At 45.7% G+C, this 24,044-nt stretch carries 18 protein-coding genes; 2 read left to right on the plus strand and 16 right to left on the minus strand.

The window, feature by feature from the left end:
* Positions 1–7 precede the first annotated feature (7 nt).
* The 15 genes from NSB28_RS13850 to NSB28_RS13920 all read right to left on the minus strand — a co-directional run bounded on the left by NSB28_RS13850 (position 8) and on the right by NSB28_RS13920 (position 20,687).
* Complete coding sequence (locus NSB28_RS13850; protein WP_109747407.1) at positions 8–1,501, minus strand: MBOAT family O-acyltransferase; 1,494 nt, start codon at positions 1,499–1,501, stop codon at positions 8–10.
* A gap of 11 nt (positions 1,502–1,512) precedes the next feature.
* Positions 1,513–3,150, minus strand: coding sequence for a glycosyl hydrolase family 8 (locus tag NSB28_RS13855; protein ID WP_257497834.1), 1,638 nt, complete (start codon positions 3,148–3,150; stop codon positions 1,513–1,515).
* A complete protein-coding gene (locus tag NSB28_RS13860) occupies positions 3,134–4,945 on the minus strand; it encodes a glycosyltransferase family 39 protein (protein ID WP_109747405.1) in 1,812 nt (603 codons plus the stop codon). The genes NSB28_RS13855 and NSB28_RS13860 overlap by 17 nt, the downstream gene beginning before the upstream one ends.
* 38 nt (positions 4,946–4,983) lie before the next feature.
* Positions 4,984–7,191, minus strand: coding sequence for a cellulose biosynthesis cyclic di-GMP-binding regulatory protein BcsB (locus NSB28_RS13865; protein WP_257497833.1), 2,208 nt, complete (start codon positions 7,189–7,191; stop codon positions 4,984–4,986).
* Complete coding sequence (locus tag NSB28_RS13870; protein ID WP_109747403.1) at positions 7,178–8,515, minus strand: glycosyltransferase family 2 protein; 1,338 nt, start codon at positions 8,513–8,515, stop codon at positions 7,178–7,180. Before NSB28_RS13870 ends, NSB28_RS13865 begins: the two co-directional genes overlap by 14 nt.
* Before the next feature lie 8 nt (positions 8,516–8,523).
* On the minus strand, positions 8,524–10,098 hold the full coding sequence (locus NSB28_RS13875) for a DUF2334 domain-containing protein (RefSeq protein ID WP_257497832.1): 1,575 nt from the start codon (positions 10,096–10,098) through the stop codon (positions 8,524–8,526).
* The gene (locus NSB28_RS13880; protein WP_109747401.1) at positions 10,076–10,969 is read right to left on the minus strand and encodes a GGDEF domain-containing protein; all 894 of its coding nucleotides are present in this window, start codon (positions 10,967–10,969) and stop codon (positions 10,076–10,078) included. The genes NSB28_RS13875 and NSB28_RS13880 overlap by 23 nt, the downstream gene beginning before the upstream one ends.
* Positions 10,953–12,506: a glycan biosynthesis hexose transferase WsfD gene (wsfD, locus tag NSB28_RS13885; RefSeq protein WP_109747400.1), complete on the minus strand. Its 1,554-nt coding sequence runs from the start codon at positions 12,504–12,506 to the stop codon at positions 10,953–10,955. The genes NSB28_RS13880 and wsfD overlap by 17 nt, the downstream gene beginning before the upstream one ends.
* Positions 12,507–12,873: 367 nt before the next feature.
* The gene (locus tag NSB28_RS13890; RefSeq protein WP_306812193.1) at positions 12,874–13,719 is read right to left on the minus strand and encodes a tyrosine-type recombinase/integrase; all 846 of its coding nucleotides are present in this window, start codon (positions 13,717–13,719) and stop codon (positions 12,874–12,876) included.
* 167 nt (positions 13,720–13,886) lie between these two features.
* The gene (pfkB, locus tag NSB28_RS13895) at positions 13,887–14,813 is read right to left on the minus strand and encodes a 1-phosphofructokinase (RefSeq protein WP_109747398.1); all 927 of its coding nucleotides are present in this window, start codon (positions 14,811–14,813) and stop codon (positions 13,887–13,889) included.
* Between the two features lie 151 nt (positions 14,814–14,964).
* Positions 14,965–15,981 (minus strand): aldo/keto reductase, encoded by a 1,017-nt coding sequence (locus NSB28_RS13900; protein ID WP_109747397.1) that lies wholly within the window; start codon positions 15,979–15,981, stop codon positions 14,965–14,967.
* Between the two features lie 169 nt (positions 15,982–16,150).
* Positions 16,151–17,200, minus strand: coding sequence for a galactitol-1-phosphate 5-dehydrogenase (locus tag NSB28_RS13905; protein ID WP_109747471.1), 1,050 nt, complete (start codon positions 17,198–17,200; stop codon positions 16,151–16,153).
* A 43-nt stretch (positions 17,201–17,243) separates the two neighbouring features.
* On the minus strand, positions 17,244–18,728 hold the full coding sequence (xylB, locus tag NSB28_RS13910; protein ID WP_109747396.1) for a xylulokinase: 1,485 nt from the start codon (positions 18,726–18,728) through the stop codon (positions 17,244–17,246).
* A 25-nt stretch (positions 18,729–18,753) separates the two neighbouring features.
* Entirely contained in the window at positions 18,754–19,602 is an 849-nt protein-coding gene (gene fba / locus NSB28_RS13915; RefSeq protein ID WP_109747395.1) for a class II fructose-1,6-bisphosphate aldolase, read from the minus strand.
* 71 nt (positions 19,603–19,673) lie between these two features.
* On the minus strand, positions 19,674–20,687 hold the full coding sequence (locus tag NSB28_RS13920) for a LacI family DNA-binding transcriptional regulator (protein WP_109747394.1): 1,014 nt from the start codon (positions 20,685–20,687) through the stop codon (positions 19,674–19,676).
* Positions 20,688–20,988: 301 nt separating this feature from the next.
* Here NSB28_RS13920 and NSB28_RS13925 point away from each other — a divergent pair, with 301 nt between their 5' ends.
* Entirely contained in the window at positions 20,989–21,714 is a 726-nt protein-coding gene (locus NSB28_RS13925) for a hypothetical protein (protein WP_257497831.1), read from the plus strand.
* 25 nt (positions 21,715–21,739) lie between these two features.
* A complete protein-coding gene (locus tag NSB28_RS13930; protein ID WP_257497830.1) occupies positions 21,740–22,711 on the plus strand; it encodes an aldo/keto reductase in 972 nt (323 codons plus the stop codon).
* A 67-nt stretch (positions 22,712–22,778) separates the two neighbouring features.
* Here NSB28_RS13930 and NSB28_RS13935 read toward each other — a convergent pair whose 3' ends face one another.
* Positions 22,779–23,825, minus strand: coding sequence for a LacI family DNA-binding transcriptional regulator (locus NSB28_RS13935; RefSeq protein WP_257497829.1), 1,047 nt, complete (start codon positions 23,823–23,825; stop codon positions 22,779–22,781).
* Positions 23,826–24,044 lie beyond the last annotated feature (219 nt).

Genomic DNA, 24,044 nt, shown 5'->3' on the forward strand with positions numbered 1-24,044 from the left:
CATCCTCTTAAAACTGGAAATAAATAAACTGTGTGGCATCAAAATTTGGACCGTAATACCCAAAAATCAAAATGGAATACACAGCCAGCAGATAAATGCCCCAGCGGAACCACAGGTTCTGTTTTACGATCCATTCACGTATATGTATATTCCTGCTGTGCAATATATCAACAGCCAGCAGTACAGCTATGGCGATCATCCCAATCCAGAAATCTATGAATGACAGTCCCATTGCATACAGGCTCCCGTCGATCAAGATCCATGGCCTGAACCCGGAAAACATCTGCCTGATCAGTGAAAATGCCGCCTCTATATTATCTGCCCGGAAGAATATCCATGTAAAATCCACAAGCAGAAATGTGATTACTGTGGCCAGCATTTTATAGCTCCAGCTTTCTTCCCGTATGCCTGCTGCTTTTTTTATCCTCTTCCTCAGATTCAGTGTCTGGGCTCCAACTATCTGAAACGCTCCATTCAGCCCTCCCCAGATCACATATGTCCAGCTGGCCCCATGCCACAGCCCGCTGGTCAAAAATATGATCATAATATTTCTGTATTTTATCCACTTTCCTTTTCTGTTTCCCCCCAAAGGAATGTAGAGATAATCCCTGAACCAGCTGGTGAGGGAAATGTGCCATCGCTTCCAGAATTCAGCTACTGAACGGGCCAGATACGGCTGTGTAAAATTCTGCATCAAATCAAATCCCATCACCTGCGCTGCGCCCAATGCAATATTAGAGTAACCTGCAAAATCGCAGTATATCTGGACTGCAAAAAACAGCATTCCTATGAAAATCTCCAGTCCTGAATAATAATTGTAATAGTTGAATATCTGGTTCACAAACACTGCCACCCTGTCCGCGATCACCATTTTCTGAAAGAATCCCCATACCATCATCATCAGGCCCTTGCAGACGCGGTCATAATCAAACTTGTGCCTGTCATTAAACTGGTTCAGCAGACGTGATGACCTCTCAATCGGTCCTGCAACAAGCTGAGGGAAAAAAGAGACAAAAACTGCATATTTAAGGAAATTCCTCTCTACCTTCACATCTCCCCTGTAGGCATCCACCGTATAGCTCAATGCCTGAAAAATATAAAAGGAGATTCCCACCGGAAGAAGGATATCGAACTTCGGAATAACAAGTTCCATACCGAACCTGCCAAACAGCAGATTTAAATTATCAATAATAAAGCCTGTGTACTTAAAAAATATTAAGATTGTAAGATTTAATATAAAGGAAATTGCCACAAACCCTTTGCTTTTCAGCCGTTCCGGATCATTTTCCTCATGTTTTCCGGCTGCCTGTATAGCCAGGCCGCTGGCATATGTTATGGCTGTAGATGTAAATAACAGTAAAGCATAAGCCGCATTCCAGCACATATAAAAATAATAGCTGCAGATCAGAAGCCAGATATACCGTATTTTATGCGGTATCAAAAAGTAGATCAAAGTAACAACAGGAAAAAATATCAAAAAATCCAGGGAATTGAATAACATATGCCCCCTCCTTAGCTTCCGAATAATACGTCTTTAGAATATCCATATAAAATCAATGGCATTAACTGGTCAAATGCGATAACATCGTCACCGGCTTCCTGGTTCATAAAGCTTCCATAAAAACTGCTTCCTGTATCCCATACCCGGTTCTGCTCTATTTTCTGCAGCGCTCTTGTATATATCCCGGCATTCCCGCTTTCATATCCAATCAGCCCTGCAATTGCGTAGACAGCTGTCGTTTCATAGTCATATCCCGGGACCACTGTACCATCCACATTGTATCTGGCAGCCAGCCCGTCTCCTTCCAGCTGTTCCAGGAGCCATTCCTCCGAAGTCTCCTTTAAAAGCCCGGCTTTTGCCAGATGATACAGGGTCATCAGTGCCTCAGCTGTATTTATGCTGTCCTGGCTGTATTTCTTTTTGTCATAGTCATAGCTGGAAAAATACAGAGGAAATCCATCACCGATATATCCGTCCTGCACAATAGCAGCCATCCTATCCTTAAGCTCCCCCCATTTATTATTCTGCTCCTGAAGCCTCCCCAGAGCATCCAATTCCCCATAACACAGGGAGATAACACTCCCCGGGCTTTCCTGGGAAAAATCATAAAAACTGCTCATGCTGTCCCCGTACACATTGTATTTAAGTATGGCATCCGCCAGCTCTTCTGCCTCTTTGATGTAGCCTCCCCACTGCTCTTCTGCCATGCACAGTGTCCTGCAGATCCTCAGATCATCCAGCAGCGCATTCGCTCCTGCCTTTTTTCCATCTGCAGTCACATACCACGAAAATATCCCCTGTTCATACATATTTGCTTTCAGAAAATCATACGCCCTGTCAAAAGCTCCCTGATCATCCGCTAAGACAGCATATTCCATCATCAGCCCCTGGGATTCACTCAGGACATCATGTCCTGTGGGGTGAGTACCTGATTTTCCCTTGTAATTTGTATAGATTCCGCCTTCGCTCCCGGACAATTGGCTGGCTATAAACTTTTCTGCTGCTTCACTCCCCCCATATTTTACATAATCCAGTACTGAATCCAGAGCTTCCCTGCTCTCTGGCACATCTGCTGCTGCATATCTCACGATACCCTCATCATCCAGCACGATCACAGTGGGAATTCTTTTAACTCCATATGCCTTATAAGCTTTCAGCCCTTCGTCATACAGACACTCAAGCCCAACCTTTTTCTCACTCAGCAGGGCCCGGACTTTTTCTCTGCTCTCACCTTTATCCTGGTCCAGTTTATCGATCAATACCATATTTGTATCTTTTCGCTCCTCAAGCAGTTCCCTGAATTCTTCAGAATGCTCCAGGAACTGCTCACAATATTTGCACCAGCTCCCCCAGAAAGCTATAACAAGCATTTTCCCCTGGTATTCTGACAGCTCTTTCTTTTCTCCCGTCCCATCTGTGAATTCAGTGACCGGCAATCTTTCCCCGTACAGTACACCAGAAGGCAGAAAATCATTCTCCTCTGTCAGTTTCTTTTCCCCTTCTGTCTCTTTCTGTACTGTTTTCTCCGTCTCTGTGGGCTGTTCTTCTCTGCCTGTAAGTAAAATGGCAATACATGCAAGCGCAATAACTGCTAAAACAATAATGGCTGCTATACATATTTTTTCCGCTGATCTAACCTTTTTGTCCATCTTCCTTTTCCTTATCCGGCTCTGACGGGTCAGGCGTCCCATCCTTTTCATATGCCTCAGATACGCTGACAGTGACATATCCCTTTTTCAATGCATCCATCATATCAAAACCGCATCTCATAGCTTCTTCCCTGCGCTTTTTCAATTCCTCTTCCTCATTTAAGAGAACTTCCATCTTTTTCTCATCTTCCTGCTTTTCCAGAAGACAGCGTTCCTTTTCTTCCCGGGAAGCCAGCACTTTGCAGCGGTTCATTTCATAGACTTCTTTTATCGTAAATCCTGCCAGCAGCACAAACATAAACAGCGCGTGATAGTGATAACGGTTCTGGCTCTCAACAAACAGATGCATCCCCGCAGTTCCCACAAAGATCAGGATGAACGGAAAAGTGATGCCGTTTCCCCGCTTCCACAAAAATATCCCTTCTACCCCGGCCAGCGCCACTAATGTTAAATAAAATAAGTTGCTTATATCACGGACTCCATAGAGAAATTTTTCCCGGGCAGGGGTGAGTGTTCCCTGCTGGTCCATAAATAAAATATTCCAGGTGCTCCCATAGTCATCATTAGCCCACAATGCCTGGAATTTATGTACGAAAAGGTTAAATATTCCCTTTGGGTTTTTAAGCCTTTCCAGAGCCAGGTCCCGGCAGGCTATATGGGCCTGGGTGGCGCTGCCCGTCTGTTCCATGGCGCCATACAGATAATCAGCATCTTCCTGGTTCCAGCCTCCATATGACTCTTCATTCAATCCGACCAGGAGGTTATAGCCAAAGGAGGACGTCCCGGAGGCGGTCTTCTGATCTATGGTATAAGAAATACCCATGGAAAAGAAATTAGAGACACAGAAATATGTAATAACAATAACAAGGCATCTCATCCACCCTTTTCCCAGTATCCGAAGTGACAGTGGCTGATCGCTGGGCAATTTTACCGGAAGGCGCATTTTCTGCGGAAGTATGCAGATCACGATCGTTATCAGAAGGATCAGCGCCATGGGGCGGACCGCTGCCGTCACAGCCAGCAATACCCCAATTGCAAAGTGCAGGAGTACGCCTCTCACGGGCTTCTTTGTATCAGGCGGATATTCTTTTATTGTTTTCACAAAAAGATAAAGACACAGCATGAGCAAAAATGAAAATAAATATTCACTTGCAACCATATTGATGTAAAGGATCTGAGACGGCCAGAATGCTGTCAGGAAAAGGGCAGACAAACCGCATATCCTTCCTCCCGCAGCTTTTCCTGTCCTGTATGCCAGAAATACAGTACCCATGGCCAGAACCACATTAAAATACTGGGCGGTCTGTACACTTGTCCCGAATATCCTGAATAAAACTGCCAGCACATACGGATAGCCGAACACATGTGGAAACATAGCTATATAGTCACAGTATCCCGGCCCTTCCTTTAACAAAGTCCCTCTGTTTATCAAATCAGCAATCTCATAATAAGTCTTATAATCTGATTCCGGCTCCATAGGCATTGACTGCAGATATCTTATACGGATGATAAACCCCGCCGCCAGCACAAGAATTACTACAGCCGCCTCCGCATATTTAAGAACCTGCTCCCTGGCTTTCAGGCGGTTACCTATATCAAATCTGGCCAGCATCCCCGTGATCCCGTTCAGGGCCAGCCACACTGCCAGAAGCATCACAAGAAATACCCCCTGGAGCAGATAGGGATATTCCTGCCCTTCCCCCAGCGCAGTCACTCCGCTGATCAAGGTGTATAATACCGCCGTTATATAAAGGATGATCACAAAATAGCTGAATACATTTTTTCTGGGTTCCATATGCAACCTGACCTTTCTTACTTTTAGCTTGGTGTATGCTATTTCTTTCTCTGCCTCCAGTATATACGTATGAGTATTAAGACTACTGCCAGCAGAAGCAGAAGCATAACAGATGTGGCTGCAACAGCGAAAATCACAGAATCCCTGTTATTCTCAAAAATCGTCTTCAGAACAGGCTGCTTTCTGTTCTTTTCAACAGCTGCCATTTCAAATGTCTTGATTTCCAGTTCATCATCTATAAGCACTGTATCCTTTTCCAGCTTCCACACATTTTCATCTTTACTGATAAAGGATTTTATATTTGACAAGGTCTCATCATTTAATGCCCCTGCCACAAGTATGGCCTTGTTGTCCGCATACGGTGAATAGAGCAGCTGCAGAGAAGCTATCTTCCCGGCATAATCATCTGAAAGCACCAGCCGGCCATTACTTTGGAAAGCTGTCCCATCTTCATTGTATTTAAAATACAGCTGACCGTTGAGTTCCTGTATAAGACTGTTATCATTGTAATTTCCAACTGTAATGATGTTATGGGATTTCTCCTCCCCGGTACCTAATTCCCCTGCCCTTTTTACCTGTATATCCCCATATGGAGTGATGCTTTCCCCATACAGAGCTATGATATGGCCTAATGTATCTAATTCCTCCTCTGTTATCTCATCCGGGATCACAACAAGAAGATCATTAAACATAGAGGATATCTCAAAAGGATACGGCCTGGTGGATAATGAATAATTACTTTCCACACCGACAGGAAGATAGAAAACAGAATCCTCTGTCACATACGCCCACGGCATCTGGTCCATCCTTGGAGTACAGAACAGTTCCGGCAGTTCCAGATCAAATGCCACTGATATCTTGCCGGCATATGTGCCAATCACATCTTCGGGCATAGTAAAGGAAAGTTCATCGCCGTCCGCGTTCTCTTGCGTCAGTTTCTTGCTGGCAACCGGCACGTCTCCCCAATAAACAGTCACCATAGAACGGCGGAAATCCAGATTCTCACTATAGCGGAATTTCAGCACTACTTTTCCTGAATCCGCCAGCACATATCCGCCTGAAAACGGCAGATAAATATCAGCTGTCTGATGAAATGGCCCTATAAAATTCAATCCTTCTTCAGTCAGTGCATCCAGCGTATACCTGCCGGCTATCATATCACTCTTTGCCGAAGATTCCCTGATGATCTGCGCACTCCCCTTTTTAACAAATGTCTGGCTTGTTTTTTCCTGTGACACACGTTCTTCATCCAGCAGCATGGTGACTGCCTCCACAAGGCAGTCACCGTCTTCCGATGTGATGAGTAGAAGCGGATTGCCGTTTTTATCCGCCATGAATTTCACCATCGCCTGCTCTTTCAGATCTCTGCCATTCAGCCCTTCCTGCACAGCCTGCTTCAGTTCCCCGTCCAGGCTGTCAAAAAGTGATATGATGATTTTATTTCCCTCATCCCACGGAAGCGAAGAATAAGTGACGAGTGAAATATCATCCTCCATATCAGTCCTGCTTCCCAGACCGGCCCTCACCATCAGCGCCGCTTCCAGCTCTTTCTCATCTTTTGCGTCAGATACGGCAATATATGCCAAACTTCCCGACTCATCAACTGTAGATATAAACGGGTACGGATAGTAAGATATCATCTGATCATGATCCTTTAAGCTATATCCTACCTGAATAAAAGATTCCTTGCGGATGCTTATCCAGTTAGCCCCTGAAAAATCATCAATACATCCTTCCTCATCATAGATCCTGGCATACCCTGTCACATCGAAGCTGTTATAGCCTTCCTTTATCATTTCAATGGGGATCTCCACATACAGCGTCTGTGTCTTCCCATTTTGGTAATCCATTTTATAAGAAGTGACAGGGACATTGTTGACCATAAACGTCAGGGAAGCCGGGACGTCCTGTATCATCTGGCTAAGTTCTACCTGTATCCTGGCATATGCGTATTCGCTGTCCCAGTAATCCGGGACCTGGAAATAATAAGTGTTCGTCTGAAATATACCGCTCAGAACAATATCATCGCTGTATTCAAAATCCTTATGGTTTTCAGCGCTCACATCGGGTTCCTTAGTGTTCGCCTCTAAAGCATCCTCCGGATCTGAATCCATAATATCCCCCAGCGCCTCTTCCTTTGTGGGCGTATCCTGGGCTGCCGCATATACATCTCTTCCCGATACCAGTATTACTGATAAAAGGAAAAGCACTGCTGCTATGGCGAAACCGCTTTTACTTCTTGCCATTTTTCTTCCTCCTTGATTTCTTATCCAAAAAATCTTCCATGTCCTGGTCATCTTCCTTTGACGCTGCCATCTCCACATACCTCACTGTCTTGTCCCACATCACTTCTTTATGGAATACCTGATCTGTGATACTCAGCCAGACCGCCTTGAGCACTACAAATACCCAAAGCTTTGCATATGTAAAAAGCATTAAAAATGACAGGATCACCGACTCCAGTGAAAATTCATTTTTTTCTGTTACAAGGGTGAGCATAATATTTACTACAAAAACAAGGATAGCCATCCCCCACAGTAAAGAGGAAAATCCTCCCAGCGTAATATGGACAAACCCCAGTATGCCGCTGAAAAATATAATGTCTGATATGATCAGTGAAGACAGCATCAGTACATATACGATCGTGTAATAGAAGACATCAAGTCTCATGGGGCCGGCAGTTTTGTCAAAGCCATATCTGAAATTTTTCAGCAGCACGTAGATATTGCCTTTGGCCCATCTTGTCCTCTGTTTGAACCAAACTTTCATCAGATGAGGTTCCTGCTCCCATGTGACCGCCAGCGGCATCTGCTTAATGTAGTATCCCATCCTGTACAGACGGAAGCTGATCTCCGTATCTTCCGAAAGCGCCTTGGTGTCCCAGCCTCCGATTTCTTCAATAATGCTCCTGCGTATTACATAATTCGTACCGGGTATCGTACAAAGCTTAAAGAAAAAATACCTGCCCGCCTGATTCATGCACTGATATGCCAGTGTCTCAATATTCACAAAACGGCTGAGAAGTGATGCATATTTATTCCTGGTCCTGAATTTTCCTATGACAGCCCCCAGCTTATCATCAGACATCAGGTTTTCCACCAATATTGTCAATGCATCTGGTTCCGGCGTGTTATCGGCATCATATATTGCGATCACCTCACCTCTTGCCATGGAAAACCCAATGTTCAGCGCATTTGATTTACCTGTTCCTCCCACCTCAGGGCCTGTGTTGATAACGATCAGCTTATGCCCCGGAAATTCCCTCTGAAGCCCTTTAAGCATTTCAGACGTATTATCATTTGAATTATCATTGATCACAATGATCTCATAAAGCTCTTTCGGATAAGTAAATCTCAGCAGGGATCTGACTGTTCGCATAATGACAATACTCTCATTGTGGGCAGGAACAAGGACGCTTACCATTGGATATTTTTCCAGGGGTATCCTGCCGTCGCCTTTTCCTACCTGCATATAGTAGATAAAGCCTCCTACTGACAGGATCACATTCATGATCATTAAGAGCCAGATCGCAATAATTGCAAAAAGTGATAATAAATCTATAAATGACATATCCTTCCCTACTCTCTCTTATCATCAAAGAAAAAATTCCTTCTGTTCCTCTTTCTTGCATATATAATAAATGATACAAATATCACTACTATTGCCGCGACTAAAACCATCAGGATCTTATTCTGGTTCTGAAGGCTGACTGTTATCCTCTGTATGATATTCCTTCCATAATCAAAATCCTCATCAAATGCCTCCGGCTGAAATTCAATGACAGCCTCCTTTCCATTGATGCTCAGGATACGGTCTTCATAATTCATCCAAAAATCATTCGCCCATACACTGTGGTTCATATCCCACAGATTTTTAAACGGTACTGAAGATTCCCTGCAGTTTTTTATTTTTTCTTCCAGGACCCCTGTCTCTTCACAGGAATCCAGATACAGGGCAGAAGAGTAACATTTTAGATAGGAAGTCCCAGTCTTGTCCAGCCCGATCAGAGGCAGTACCAGCTGGTGATAATTGTAATAAAGAGAATTCTTATGGGAATCCAGGTCAAATCCGCTGCTGCTGCCGTCATCACAGACAAATACCGTCCTGTATCTCTGCAGGACTTTCAGATATGTCTCATCATTTGTCCAGCTTAAAGGTACTTCAATCCCAAGAGGATATACTCCATAATCCGTATATGCCACAGTCATATCAGTGAGCTTTTCATAAAGTTCATCAATATCTGTATCTGCTTTATGTATCACAGGCGCATTTAAGATAACTGCTCCGCCGTTTGCCTGGGCATAGCTCAGCACCTGGCAGAATTGCTTCATGGAGGGAAATTCCGTATTCTGCAAGACCGGCATAACAGAAATCACAAAAGGTATGCCCGACTCAATCAGGATATCAACCCTCTCCTTTAATTTTTCTGCACTCATAAACGGATAAACCTTGTCAAGTACAAAATACTGGGCATAATCCGGCGGAGAATCCAGATAGGGCCACATCCACTGTACGATTTCCTGCATAAGGGCCGCCCTGGCAAGACTTCCTGAAAAATCAGTGACAGGTATAAACCTTACATTTCCCACCTGGGAACAAAATGGGTAGGACTTATTTCCTGCTGTAATCTCACCATTTGTGTAGCCTTCTTCCAAAAATTTTCTCATGCCCCTGATCTCCACAAGCTCTTCAAATCTGTTCTCTTCGGAGAAGCAGTATTCCAGCTTTCCCTTTTCCTGAGTCTCCCTGCCTGCGCAAAACGCTGCCTGTCCTGTCTCTGTCAGATATTTTTCCATGAAGGCGCTGCCCAGTACCATCAGACTGCCATCATAGTCCCCTAACTCTTCCATAAATTTCCCGGGAACCTCATCCAGACCATAGCAGATGATATAACTGTATTTGGAGACAATATCCGCACACTGCTCTGGTGTTCCAAAATCAAGGCTCCTGTTCAATGCATTGGCTAGCATGCTGATATATTCAATGTCTTCCGCTTCATCATCTGAAGGGGATTCATTATGCACAAGAAGTATCTCAGCTTCACCGGCCGGCAGATACTCCCGCTCCTCCTCTGCCTGTACCAGCACAGCTGATATCAGCCACAGCAGCACCGCCAGTACAGGTAACCTCTTAAACATCGTACTGCAGTTCATTTTCTGCCTTCTGCTTAAATTCAATCGCATTAGATACCTTCTCTTCGTCATATTCAAAACACCCTGTCTTAATTTCCACCTTGATCGCCCTGTCCAGAATATCTTCAAAAGTTTCCCTGTCTCCCATCTTCTTCAATATCCTGCTTTTCATAATTTCAGTGCCGCCCCTGTCACATGTACAGATGATCCCGATGGAGCCGGAAGCATCAATGGCATACAGACGGTCTTCCAGCCTGACGGAATCTTCTATTGCCTCCGCCATCCTCCGTTTCAGTTCATCAAATTGTCCGGCATTTAATATAGACCGCAGTTCCTGGACATACCGCAGCTCCACGATCATCAGGGACAGCTTAAGCTGATTCCTTCTGCTGTAAGCCATCTGTCTTTCCAAATCCATGTACATACTTTTCAGGTTATACAGCCCTGTCACAACGTCCACCAGGACCATATTTCTGAGCTGCTCCTCCAGCATTTCCGTCATTACCTCAGTCTTATAAGTTGTCTGCATAAACACCAGCATGGCGGCAATGCATAAAAGCGGAAGTACCAGCCATATATATGACATCCATGTAATCTCCACACCGTTTGCAACAGCCTGATAAATTTTGTAGACTGTATAAAATAAAGTCTGTACAGATCCCAGCACGACAGCTATGTACCTGGCTTTATAAGATGCCAGAAGGATGCCCGCTCCCAGCACAAAGAACATCACCACATTTTCTATCCTGGCATCTCCTTCAGATGCGGCGATCACAAGCGCTCCGGCCAGTATTCCTCCCAGAAATACCAGCAGGCCCACATCCTGGAGCACTGATTCCGCCTGTTTTGTCCTGATGATCAAATTTGCCTGATTTTCATCTTTTTTCTTCATTTCTGGCCTCCAGTATATTTAATTTGTGCAGGATTTCAGCCAGTACATAGTAAAATAAAATGTCCATGCTCACTCCCATGACCATATTAAACTGTACCAGCTGCGTGTCACCACTCTTTAACATTACATAAGTGATGTCCACTACTCCAATCAATAAAAAGATAACCATTACTGTAAAATAGACATAGTCCCATCTCCTGACTACTCTTTTATTAAATACTTTTCTCCCCGACATTGCAGAAAATACGACAACAAGCAAGGCCAGATAACCTATAGTCTTTGGCGCGGATCTCTCCTTGAAGATGCTCCATGCCGACCAGAAAATACTTTTTCCCATAGCAGGCATTCCTGTACTGCTCTCATAGTTGCCGCAGTAACTCCTGCGAAGGTTAAAGGCAGATTTAACGCCCAGATCCCACATGGAAAGCATGGCACCGGGGTGCTTAATGTAATATAGCGCAATCTCTCCCGTAGTATATTTATCCATAAATTCCTCATGCAACAGCGGATTCTCTATCTCTGACACAGGATAATAATCATACAGGGAGCAGTCAGCCAGAACAGCATACGAAGCATCTATCCCAAAACTGTCCAGCGTTTCCACAGGGTTGGGGGACTGGAGCAGAACTCCTCTTGTCATGGCATGGAATTTGCCAGTTTCGTCAAATTCTTCCGTACACTGAAAAAAACTCACAACTGAACCTGCTAAAAGGACGGCTGCCGCCATGATGAGCATCTTCTTAAAACGGTATTCTTGAAAAACTCTGATCTGAAGGATACAAAAGAAAGCTAAAAGTATTCCTGCCAGGAAGCATCTTCTGCTGATGAAGCAAAAGACAGTCCCTGAGATTGTCAATATCAATATGTACGCAGGACTCCATCTGCTGTTTTTATGCAGGGCCAGTGAAGCGCCTGCAGCATACAGAATGCATATATAAATCAACGCATCTGTATATAGAGAATTGAAATATGTCAGATAACTTACATCCGCAAATATTAGTACTCCGGCTACTGAGAGAACCACTCCCTCAGAAAAGTACTTCACCCTCTCCAGGGCTGACTTTATAAGCAAAAATACTCCCGGCAGCCAGCATATCCCATAAAGAGCGCCTAAAAAGCGGATATCAAAAAGATTGTCTCCTGTAAAAAAAGAATCAACAGCTTTGGCAGCTGTTACAAATAATGTATGTACTGTAAATTCCTGCCCGTCCGCATGTACGGATTCATAAGTTTTAATAAAATATTCATTTGACTGAAAGCTGTCTTCCCGTGCTGTATCTTTCTCAAGGTAATCCAGGCCAAACCCCTTCATCTTCTGATTTGCCATGCTGTCGTTGGCAACTCCCAGATACGGTGAAATAAAGAGCATAAGCACCATGATCAGCATGCATACTACAGCCGACGCAAATGCGAGCCGTACCGGAGAATAATGCTGCTCCATCCTTTTGTTCAGGCTGCGGCGTTTATTTTTAACTGCTTCTAAAACAGTGAGCAGGGCAGTATAAATATCTTTTCTTCTTACCTTTAATCCTGTCATTATATATCATCTCCCTACAGCGTCTGCAGCTTATCTGGAACCTTGTTTTATCTGCCCTACCACATAATTCTCATTCTGTGGTAAGCGCCTGAATTATTTTCCTGAGAGCCGGTTATAAATGTCATTTTTGCGTATCTGCAGAAAGGCCTACAGAAATAAAAATTTCTATAGGCCTGCTCGTGCTATATTCAGACCGGATTGGGATCTTCTGGAAAAGTATTTATGACATAATCTTGGCAAAACTGTTATGAAAATATAATTTTTCGACAAATAATTCTTGTATTCTATCTTAAAATCTTTTATAATGATTTTATGTATCCATTTAATTGATGCGGAACTACCACAGAATGAGAATTCTGTGGTTTTTTTATAAAAGCAGACACATCTTATCTAAAGTTTCTTCATATGCTTTGGCGCTGGCCGCCACATAAATACGCGTTGTCTCTATGCTGCTGTGACCCAGAATATCTGCCAGATGAGCCAGGTTTTTCTCGATGGCATAAAAAGTACGGGCAAACAAATGGCGGAAGTTGTGGGGAAATACTTTGCCTGGTTCCACTTCTGCCAGCTTACAGAGTTTCTTCATGTCATGACATATATTAGACCTGTCGAGAGGCTTTCCGCTCTTTGTCTGAAAAACATATCCCTCCCTGATCCCCTGCCCTTTTACATATTTCATCAGCCGTGTCCTGAGGCTTTTTTGCAGAAGGATAGTCCTGCCTTTCCCTTTCAGATATATTTTGGCCTGCCCCTTTTCAAGGGCATCTATGGTAATAAACTTCAGCTCGCTGATACGTATGCCTGTTCCCGCGATAGTCAGCATCAGATGGTACAGGCGGTCATCGTCCTGCTTCTTAGCGGCATCCAGCAAACGTTTATACTCCTGCTCCGTCAATTCTCTCTTCTCATCTACAAATGCCGCCCGCTGGACCCGGAATAATTTTAATTTGCAGCACTGCAGCCCCATATATTCTAAAAACGCATTAATAGCTGACAGCTTTCCATTCACTGTCTGGACAAGATTCAGGTTCTGAAGATACTCCCTGTAATCAATCAGCAGATCTTTTGTGATTTTCCTGCCGTTCAGATAATCAATAAGTTGTCCAATTTCTCTTGTATATTTTTTAATAGTTGCCTGTGATTTCTCATTTCTGTGCAGGCTGTCTTTAAATCCTTCCAAGTGAGATGCATATGATTTTTCTTTCTCCATCATCAATTCTCCTCCATAAAATAATGTTGCAAAATATTCACATACTATAGGGAATGAGGTTTTTGGTCAAAAAAAACTTCTGACAAATAGTATCAAACTTTAATTAAAATTTGATACATATGTCAGAAGTTTATATTTAAAAATATACTTATCCTTGAGGTATACCTTTCTCAGATCCGTTTGATTTCCACCTCGGGAAGAATTCTTTCCATATCTTTCTGCCTGAAATTTCCTGTCTGCATAGTCATGGCATTGGCCGCTGATACAGCTACTGCATAGCGGAGCGTCTCTTCTATAGAATACCCTCTTGAGAGTCCCACTGCAAAAGCTGCTGTCATTGAATCACCGCATCCCACAGTATTTACAACTTCGATCTTAGGAGGTTTTCCCTGTAACACACCATCTTCTGTCACCACCAGAGCACCGTCACTGCCAAGGGATACTACTACTATTTCTATCCCCATCTTCTGAAGCTTCCCGGCTCCTTCTATGATCTCTTCCCTGTTTGTGACAGGTACCCCAAGCAGGGCTTCTATCTCATCATCGTTCGGCTTGATCATTGTAGGGCGGGATTTTACGCCCTCTTCCAGAAGCTTTCCGCTGGTATCCAGGATCACCTGCTTTCCGGCTCCTTTAATCTTGGTTATCAGACTCCCGTAGATATCTGACGGGACTCCCCTGGGAATACTTCCGGAAATGGTCACCACATTGCTTTCCCGTATGATCTCATCAAACTGGTCCAGAAAATTTTGTACGTCTTCGGGTCTTACAGGCTCACCCGGTTCCAGAAATTCCGTTGAGCTTCCGTCTTCTGCCAGAACATTGATACAGCTTCTGGTCTCACCCGGTACATGTACAAAACGGCTGGGAACCATCTTCTCTTTTAAAAGATCCTCTACATAGGCGCCATTATGTCCTCCCACAAATCCGGTTGCAAGCACTTCCTCACCGCATAGCTTTACCACCTTAGCCACATTCAGGCCTTTTCCCCCTGCCGTGTTGGAGCATTGGAGAACACGCATTACCTCACCTTTGTTCAGTTCTTTTACAGTATAAGCTTTATCGACCGCTACATTTAAGGTCACTGTTGTTATCATTTTCTTTCCTCCAAATCTATACTCTGACTTCCGGAATATATTCTTTTCTCCGGATACAGCATTTAAAATGCCGGTTCCCTGTGCGGGGACACATCCCCGGGAACCGGCACTTCTGCCTGTCAGAACATGGTCAGCAGCTCACTTCCACTGATCAGCAGTCTGTACAGTCTACGATCTTTCCATCTTCATCCCACAGATCATGCCAGTCGTTTGCACCTTCCCATAAGAAAACCTGTCCTTTTACAAGGCGGTTATTCCTCTCGAGAGTTGCAATAGACGCCATCTCTTCTTCTGTCAGAGGATCCTCTGTTGTACACTGCAGATTGCTCACATATTCATTTTCATGGATAGAAAACGGAATTGGGATCTGGCCCCTCTGCACTGCCCATTTCAGGGAGATAACTGCCGGGTGTACGCCATGTGCCTTAGCGATGGCCTGCATCTCGGGTGTCTGGATATCCGCGATATCCTCAGGCATCATATCCCTCTCCGGCCTTGTGGGGGAACCGATAGGCATGAACCCTACAGGCTGAATGTCTCTTGCCGCAAGGTAGTCAAACAGTTCCTGCTGCTGGAAGCACGGATGAAGCTCCATCTCGCAGGCTGCCGGTTTGATACGCATTTTAGGGAGAACAGCCTCAAGCTTCGGGATCGTCATATTGGAGATTCCAATATAGCGGATCTTTCCTTCATCAACTAATTCCTCGCACTGCCTGTATGTATCAAGAAACTCTTCCACAGAAAACGGCCTTGAATCCGGGTTGCGTGAATCCACATCACAACCTGGCGCATGGTAATTCGGGAACGGCCAGTGGATAAAGTACATATCCACATATTTCAGCTTCAGGTCACTTAAGCTTTTTTCAAGCGCTTCCCTGACTTTTCTGTGCATATCGTTCCATACCTTTGTCATGATGAACATGTCTTTTCTTTCTACCACACCTTCATCAAAAGCCGCTTTGAAAACATCACCGATCATATCCTCATTTTCATAACATGCTGCACAGTCGAACATACGGTAACCCGCGCGGATAGCGCCTGCAACTGCTGCCGATACCTGCTCTGCCGTGAAACGGTCGGAACCGAAGGTTCCCATTCCAATACATGGAATCTCTTCACCTGTATATAATTTTCTTACAGGCACTTTAGTTAAATCTACGGTTGTCATTTTGACTCCTCCTATATTCTATATTAATTTTATGTAACTGTTCAGTACCTTCACAGTTACATGCAAAAATCCATTTAAAATCGCCTCCGGCAATGGGATTTTTGCACCCTTGAATCATTTTCTCACGGTCTGTGCAGTAAATGCACAGACCTGCTGAATAGTTACTATTTTATTTCTCACTGTCGATTAAAATCTTCCCTTTTACAGTACCAGGTGTCTTATACATCTCAAATGCATCAGCTATCCTGCTGAGGGGCATTTTGCAAAAGATAAAGGAATCATCGAATTTAAGATCCCCTGTCTTAAAATAATGTGCCGCCAGCTCCCATTCCTTACCGGGGAAGGGCGCGCTGTATGACATCCATGAACCTGTAAGCTTGAATTCTTTCCTGTTCATGTTCTCCCACTCGGATACGCTAAAGGACAATTCCTTTACAGGTGTCCCGATAAAACATACCTCAGCCTTATTGGCTGCCAGTTTAAATGCCATTTTCATAGTAATGGTATTGCCTGCTGTCTCGTATACATAGTCAAAGCCTCTTCCGCCTGTGAGGGCCATGGCTTTGTCCATGAAGCCTTCTTCCAGAGTGTTTATGCATGCAGTTGCCCCAAGGCGCCTGCCAAGCTCAAGCCTTTCTTCCACAATATCGAATACAACTACTTCCCGTGCCCCGAATATCTTTGCCCACTGCATAGTCATCATGCCGATTGTACCGCCGCCTAAGACAGCCACGGTCTTTCCGCCCGTGTAATCGCATCTCTGAAGCCCGTGCAGCGCCACAGTGGCAGGCTCGAAGAACGCGCCCTGCTCAAAGCTGACAGAATCATCAAATTTTACTGCATTTTTTTCGGGAACCACCACATATTCTGCAAAACTTCCAAATTCCCTGGAGCCAATAAAGCTGTAGTGCTTGCACAGAGAATAGTTTCCTTTCTGGCAGTCCTCACATTCCATACACGGCACAAGAGGAACTCCCGCAACCCTGTCTCCCGGCTTCAGGGAGGTTACTCCTTCCCCGGCCTCTTCCACGGTGCCGGAGAACTCATGGCCCAGCACATTCGGGAAGAAATGACATGCATCTCCGTTCACCCTTGGCACATCAGAGCCGCAGATCCCTGTATACTTTACCTTGATCAGTACTTTTCCCGGGCCTGCCTGAGGCTTTTCGATATCGTCATAGCGTATATCATTCATCCCATAGACTACGCCCGCTTTCATTTTGCTCATGTCCTGTCTCTCCTTCTTACCTCTTTTTTGATTCTTATCTGAACCTCCTGAAGGTATCCTTCAGGTCATCATACAGCTCCAGATACAGCTCCATTGATTTCTTATACTGCTCATGTGCATTTTCATCCGGCTGCTGCTCCCTGGTGATCACGATAGTCTCCTCTGCTGCCTGCTCAAAGCTGTCATACACGCCTACTCCCACTCCCGCCAGGATACATGCCCCCAGGGTAGTAGCCGTGTCTGATGTGGGGACCTTGATCTTCCTGCCTGTCACATCGGCTTTGATCTGAGTCCAGAGGATGCTGTTGGAAGCTCCTCCCATGGCAATGAGCTCATCCGCCTCCACGCCTGCCTCGGCAGCCGTCCTCAGATTATGCTCCAGGGCATATGCCACGCCTTCCAGCGCTGCCCTTATAAAATGCCCCTTTGTCTTGTCAAAGCTCAAGCCATAGAATACTCCTTTTGCATCAGGATCCCAGATTGGCGAACGCTCTCCCGACATGTAGGGAAGAAATATAACGCCGTCACTTCCCGCCGGTATCTTCTCTGCCAGGGAAGTCAGTTCATCAAAGGAAACTCCCTCTCCGAACTCCAGCTTCATCCAGCGCAGGACTCCTCCTCCGCCCACTGTTCCTCCCTGAAGCAGCCACTTGTCAGGCACTACATGGGGGCTGAGTATCAGCTTTGGATGTGCCAGAGCTTCCTCCAGGCAGATGCTCATGCCTCCCGCCTGTCCTCCCTGTTCCTGTGTCTGGCCTTTCTTGATAACACCTGCGCCAAGCGTCCCGCAGGCCGCATCCAGACCGCCTGCCACCACTCTTGTGCCTGGGGCCAGCCCTGTTGCCTGCGCCGCTTCCTCCGTGACAGTCCCTGCCACTGCATGACATGGCAGAATGTCAGGTACAAGGTCAGCTGAGAGGCCCAGCTCCTCTGCCAGTTCTGCATCATATGTACATGTCTTGTTACAAAAGAAATGGATCCCGTATCCCTGGGACATATCCTGGGACATCACTCCTGTGAGTTTATAGACGATATAACTGTTGCTCTGGAGGAATTTGTATGTCTTTTCAAAGATTTCAGGACGCTCTTCCTTAAACCAGAGCATCTTAGGCGTGGAATAAGATGGAAGAAAATCATTTCCCGCCACTGCAAATATCCTGTCAAAACCCACTTCCTCTTTCACACGTTCACAGATATCCCTTGCCCTTGTATCCATCCATATGGGCGTCTTTGCCAGACAGTTCCCGTCCCTGTCCACCGGAATGGCGGACCAGCTCTGGCCGTCTATCCCTATTCCTGCTATATCCTCCGGTCTTACGCCGGAATTATCCAGAACTTCTCTGATTCCTGCACAGATTGCTTCCCACCACTCATCAGGGTCCTGCTCCACCCACCCGGGCTGGGGATAGTAGAGGGGATACCCCTTGTTTGACTGGGAGAGCACCTCGCCCCTCCTGTTAAAGAGAGCCACCTTGCAGGCTGAAGTCCCAATATCGATCCCTAATAACAACTGTTCCATCTATGTACCACCTGTTCCGCCTTTATCAGGCCCTGCCGTCACAGCCGCAGACCTTCATTCTGTTCATGACCAGCTGTTTTACATTCTCACGTCCCACTGCCCCGTATTTCTTAGGATCAAATACTTCAGGATTTTCAGAAAGCACCTTTTTGACCCCGTCAGAATATGCGATCCTCAGCTCTGTAGCAAAATTCACCTTGCAGATTCCTCTCCTGATGCTTTCTCTCACAGCATCATCAGAAAGCCCGGAAGCCCCATGGAGCACGAGAGGGATATCAACAAGCTTTCTTATCTCTGTCAGCCTGTCCAGATCCAGCTTAGGCACTCCGCTGTAGACACCGTGCGCTGTGCCAATAGCCACTGCCAGTGAATCAACGCCTGTCTTTTCAGCGAACTCCTTCGCTTCCTCAGGTACAGTATAACCGCCTGCGCCTCCGTCCAGGTCATCCTCTTTGCCGCCCACCTTGCCAAGCTCCGCCTCCACCGGCACGCCGGAAGGCGCACAGGCGTCCACAACTCTTTTCGTAAGTGCAATATTTTCTTCAAAGACACTGTGTGAACCGTCGATCATGATTGAAGTGTATCCTGTCCTCAGCGCCTGCATAGCCAGTTCAAAACTGCTGCCGTGGTCCAGATGGATACATACCGGCACGCTTGCTTTCTCTGCCTCAGCCTTCACATTTGCCAGATAAAGGGCAAGGCTGGCATATTTTACTGTGGAAGGTGTTGTCTGGATCATGACAGGAGCCTTGACCTCTTCTGCCGCCGCTATGATTGCCTGCACCATTTCCATATTTTCTGCGTTAAAGGCTCCTACAGCATATCCTCCTGCCTGTGCGTCAAGCAGCATCTGTTTACTCGTTACAAAAGACATATTGACCTCTCTTTCTGTGAACGAACCGTTTCGTTCTCTCTTTGATTTGTAGGTTTCCCCGCGGACCTGCCTCAGGGTTTTATACTTAAGTCGGCAACCGAATCACCCGGCAGCAGGCTTGTTTTTAGTGTTATCTTCTCTGTCGTCTCCGGCACCCGGCCAGCCATTCGATCCAGCAGCATCTGTGCCGCATGCCTGGCGATCTCCTGCATGGGCTGCACCACCATCCAGAGATTTGGCTTCACCACCTGTGACAGCATCATATTGTCAAACCCAATGATCGAGATATCATCAGGAAATCTCACACCTTTCTCATTCAGCGCTATTACCGCCCCAAGTGTGATCTCATAGTTGGAAAGAAATACCGCCGTGGGGGAATCCTCCATTTTCAGAAGCTCTGTTATGGAATGGTAGCCGTGCTCCACCTCCAGTCTGCCCCTCTTTATATATCTGGGATAGATCGGCAGGTCTGCCTCTTCCATAGCCTTAAAATACCCCTGGAGCCTCATCCTAGCAGTATAGAACTTATCTTCCCCGCATATTATGGCTATTTTCCTGTGTCCGCGCTGTATCAGGCTCTTTACGGCCTCATAAGAGGCTGCTGTATTATCCACCAGCACACTGTCCCAGTCCCTGTCCTCAAAGGCCCTGTCCACCAGCACCACAGGAACCTCTCTGTCTGATGCTGCCTGAAGATATTTAGATGACCTGGAAGTTGGTATCGTAAGTATCCCGTCCACTCTTTTTCCCAGAAGGAACTTTATGGACTCTTCCTCCAGCTTTTCATCTCCCCTGCAGTCACATACTATCGTCCCATAATCATGTGCCCTGAGGATATCCTCTATTTCCGAGATCACTGTCCCTGCGAAAATATTGTCAAACCGCTCTATCAGCACTCCCACGGTCTTCGTCTTATTTGTTGCCAGTCCTCTGGCTACCTCGTTTACTTCATAGTGGAGGACTTCAATGGCATGCTCTATAGCCAGCCTGTTCTCCGGCAGTACATTCCCGCCGTTTAAATATTTAGATACCGTAGCCAGAGACAGCCCCGTCATCTTCTTAATGTCACGTATTGTAGCAGCCAATTTACCACCTCCATCCTGACCGGGCCGCGCAGAGCGAACCGTTTCGCTCCATCTGCCTACATAATACAACTCATGTCCAAACTTGTCAAGAAATTTATTGTTATTTTTCTGGTCCGGTGATAGAATAAAAATAACTGTGAAGATGCTTAACAGCCATGAAGAAAGTTATTATTCACAGCCACTGTAAAAGGGCATTTTTTCGTTTCTGTGTAAAAGCAGAGGCTGATTCTTGGCTGAAAGCTGTATTTATATGGCAGAACATGGGAATACTTCAAATAATATTAAGAGAGGAATGATAATAATGTATTTTTATGGATTCAAGATCCCTGAGCCGGCAACTCTGGCACTTTATATCGTAGTTGGAATTGCCGTGTTTGTACTTCTGTTTTTCCTGTTCCGGCTGATCAACTGCTGGTACTTCAAGATCAATCACCGCCTGAAAGAACAGCAGCGCACAAATGAACTGTTAGAGGAGCTTAACCGCAAGCTGGATATGATCTGCGGCAGCCATGTCCCCCAGCAGGATCCCCGCTATTCCGGCAAAGATATGTATGGACGCGCACCTCAAAATCCTGCCTCCGCTGCCCCTTATGATGATCCGGGACAGTATGGCTGGCAGAGGCCGGGAACGGCCGCCTCTTATACGGCTCCCGTCCAGAACTTTTACGGACAGGCAGCTCCAAAACAGGAGGCCGATTTTTCTGCTGAATTTGCACGTGATTTTGCTGCAGCTCCTGACATCAGGCCTGGCGCCTCTGCTTCAGATAACCCGGCAGCCAAAGACAACACTCCCGCCGCCAAGCCGCCTGTTCCCCCATCCGTGCCGGTACCCGGACCTGACGCCCCGGGCAGCGGCCAGGATACAGGTGATACTCTGCTGATGGGAGGCGCAGGTTTTTCAGGCAGTGACACAGGTATTCCGCTGGACGAGATCGGTGACTGCGGCCCGGCCTTCTGTCCTGGCTGTCATCTTCCGCTGACAAAAGATACTGTCTACTGTCCGAACTGCGGACGCAAGGTGAGATAACCATGGTATTTAAGAGAGGAGCTTTATGATGAGACAACAGATTATTATTCCAGACACAGACCTTGGCCCCATGTTCCCTCTGGGGCTGGGCGCTGCACAGGCGGGGCTTAAGTGGGACGGCGCAGATGCCGACAGGCTGTTTGATGCCTTCCTCTCTTTCGGAGGAAACGTCATTGATACAGCACGAGTCTATTCAGACTGGGTGAAGCCTGAGATTGGCCGCAGTGAACGCGTGCTGGGCGACTGGTTTTCCCGTTCTAAAAAGAGAAACCATGTTATCCTGTTTACCAAGGGAGGCCATCCTGATATGAATATCCCTGTCCCGGACCTTCATTTAAACAGGCTGTCACGCCAGGATATGGTTTATGATGTGGAGGCTTCTCTGAAGGCCCTCCGCACAGATTACATTGATATCTACTTTTATCACAGAGATGATAAATCCATACCTGTCTCTGAATTAATTGAGACACTTCAATCTTTTGTGAAGGAAGGAAAGATCCGCTATTACGGCTGTTCTAACTGGACTTCCTCACGCATGAAGGAAGCTGATGAATACTGCCGCCGCATGGGATACAGAAGCTTTGTGGGTAATGAGGCGCTTCTTAATATCGGATACAAATATATGAATCCTCTGGCTGACGACACGCTCTGCTATGCAGACAGTGAAATGCAGGAATATCATAAAAATAATTCCCGAAACCTCCTGATCCCCTATATGGGTATCTGCGGGGGATTCTTCCACCACTTCCTGGAAAAAGGGGAGGACAGCGTAAAAGACAGCCCCTACTATACAGAGGGGAATATAAGGACAGCCGCCAGGATCAAAGAACTCACTGAGAAATATGGCATAACAGTCTCCCAGGCGGTCCTCGGCTTTTTCACACAGCAGGAGTTCCCGTGCCTGCCTCTGTACGGTCCCAGGAACATGGAAAATCTCTCAGAAGTAATGAAGACCTTTGAGATACCTTTTGAAAAGAGTGATTATTCTGATCTGTAGGTAATATATGGATTCAAACAGCGGAAATGACACCTTACCGGTGACCTTTCCGCTGTTTTTTCTTGCATTAAATTCTATTAAAATTTGTTTCTTTAGGCACTGCCCCAATTGTTCCTTCGTCATAAAGCTTGACAGAAAGGATCTTTGACCGGATATCCTGTGCCGGATCCTTTATCCGGCTGATCATAAGATCTACGGCTTCATCAGCGATTGGTTCGTTTGCAGTATAGGAAATACTGGACAGCGGAAGAAGATGAGGAAGGCTTTGGCGCAGATGGTCGAAGCCTACGATAGAAACATCTTCCGGGATACGGTATCCTTCTTCCTGAAGTGTATTCATTGCGGAATAGGCAACCAGGTCACTGAATGCGCAGATGGCAGTGTAGTCCACCGGAATCAGAAGTTTTTTCAGTGATTGGGAGACGATAGCATCCTGAAAATCTTTGTACGATACTTCTCTGACGCTATCGGCGCTTATACTGGATTCAGCCAGAGCCTGCATAAAGCCATTGTAACGAAGCACCTGGGAAGCACTGTTCCACGGACCTGACAGAAAGGCGAACTTGCGGTGCCCCTGCCTGATGAGAGACTTGCCCGCCAGATATCCGCCCTGATAATCATTGCACCGAACAACATCGTTTGTCCGGTTAGGAAGCTCACGGCCGATGAAAACCAGGGGAATTTGATTCTGGTTAATGGTTTGGATCATATAATGGCTCTCTGCTCTCGGAAAGAGAAAAATACCGCTGACATTATAGGAAATGACAAGGGAAAGTGCATCTGCATCGTGCATCCCCTGAAACTGCGCGCACAAAATAAAAAGATGATAATTAAACGCTTGGAGCTTCCGTGCAATCTGCGCCAGCATCTCAGAATAGTACGGGTTCTGAATATCATCGATAATGGCCACGATCAGGTTAGTTTGTCCGCAGCGAAGAGAGGAGGCTGCGACATTGCGGATATAGCCAAGTTCTGTGGCAGCAGTCTGTATTCTGGAAATAGTATCAGCCGGAAGCCGCGTATCGTTTCGAAGCGCCCGGGATATAGTGTTTACGGAATATCCGCACACATCAGCGATATCCTTCAATGTGACACGTTTGTTCTTAGACTCCATGTGTCCATCTCCTTGTATTATTTTTTGTAATATTTTTGGTAACTGTTCAATACCTTCACAGTTACATTTTATGTATCTATTCATCTATTGTATTTATATTTTACCTGAGGAAGCATTAAAAAGCAAGAGATAACACAATGCACAAAAACAAGAATGCACTATTGTAAATTTCCAACAAAATAACGAAAAACTTTAAAATTAGTATTGACAAATTATAAG

This window comes from Murimonas intestini (assembly GCF_024622195.1).
In the GTDB taxonomy this organism is placed as follows: Bacteria; Bacillota; Clostridia; order Lachnospirales; family Lachnospiraceae; genus Murimonas; species Murimonas intestini.